Origin of the sequence: Prevotella sp. MGM1 (assembly GCF_002933775.1) — a bacterium.
Classification (GTDB): domain Bacteria; phylum Bacteroidota; class Bacteroidia; order Bacteroidales; family Bacteroidaceae; genus Prevotella.
In genome coordinates this window covers 1-1425 of sequence record NZ_BEWV01000060.1, presented here as the reverse complement: position 1 = coordinate 1425, position 1425 = coordinate 1, and the positions used below count along the sequence as shown (strand labels likewise).

Sequence of the window (1425 nt, the reverse complement as noted above, 5' to 3'; positions counted from 1 at the left end):
TGTCTGTCTTTTCGCCGGTAGATTGTATCTTCCTGCGTTCCATCAGCTTGTCCATGTCCTTAGAGATTTTATCATCGGTTATCCGTGCGTAACCCTGTGTCGTCCGGATATTGGAATGCCCCATCATCTTGGCAATACTTTCGATAGGTATATCCGCCGAAATCAGGAATGTTCCGAAACTGTGACGACTTTGATGATAGCTCAAATTTTCCTCTTTGCCTATGATAACACCCATCTCATGGATATCAAACCAGAGGGCATCACGGCTCGGAAGAGGAAATACGGGCTGTTCGTCATCGGTTGTATTGTACAGTGACAATATCCGCTCCGCTATGGGATGCAGGGGGATGAACGCCTCCACATTTGTTTTCTTGCGGTTGATGCGGATGTAACGTCTGCCTTCTGCATTGCGTCCGATATGATGCGGGCGCAGAAGCTTTATATCCACATACGCCAATCCCGTCAGTGTGGAAAAGATGAATGCCCGTCTTGTAAGCTCCTGACGCTTGTCATACATCGGGGTGGCAAGGATTCTCTTGAACTCCTCACGACTGATGTACTTGTGCCTTGCTTCCGGCTTTGGTTCGTATTCCAGATCCTCGCAGGGATTCACACGGATAATCTCTTTATCGACAGCCAAATAAAGCAGACGGTTCAGCCAGCATAGGCATTTGTTGGTCTGGGATGCCCCGAAATTCTTGCATTTCTTAAGATATGCCTTGTAAGATTTGCCGAATTCTTCCGTCACTTCCTCAAGGGCGATGTCTTTCTTCCCGAAGGAAGCGAGATAATCCGTCAGGTACTTCTGGTAGTACATGGAGTGGCGGTAGGAAGATATGGAATCTATTTCTACTGAATGTTTCCTTAACCGCTCCCTTTCCCATTCCCCCATTTGCAGGAGAGTGGTCGGATGGATATTGTTCAAGGTGATATGGTTTTTCAGTATCTCCGCACTGACCACGCCCTGCGATTTCAATATCTCATTGTAGGCTTCCTCTGTTATCCGCAGGTATTCCTGTAAACGGTTGTTCTCCCTTGCGGACTTTATCTCGTTTTTCCTGCCGTTCCAGTCTTCCGGTCGGCAATAAATTCCCGTACTGATAACGGTCTGTTTTCCGTCAATGGTTATACGGCAGAGTACGGCAGTCGTTCCGTCAGCCTTTGTCTTGCTGCGGTTGATATAGGGTAACAATGAAAATGTGCTTCGCATATCGTTTTATGTATTAAAGTGTTAATTGAAAATCTTCGGTAGCTTTGATAAATTTGTCCATGTCCTCGAAAAGTTTCTTCGGGCTGACACGGGCATAGACCTGAGTGGTAGAAATATCGGAATGTCCCAACATGCGGCTGATGGTCTCTATCGGCACACCCGCTTCGAGTGTTATCAGCGAAGCAAAACTATGGCGCGCCTGATGATAGCACAAG

General features: G+C 47.0%; 2 protein-coding genes. Both read right to left on the bottom strand.

Annotation, left to right across the window (positions count from 1 at the left end; translation table 11 throughout):
* On the bottom strand, positions 1-1210 hold a 1210-nt coding region (locus MoGM_RS01730; protein WP_104368501.1), incomplete at its 3' end, for a site-specific integrase.
* A gap of 13 nt (positions 1211-1223) precedes the next feature.
* A partial coding sequence (locus MoGM_RS01725; protein ID WP_158249539.1) for a tyrosine-type recombinase/integrase occupies positions 1224-1425 on the bottom strand: 202 nt, incomplete at its 5' end.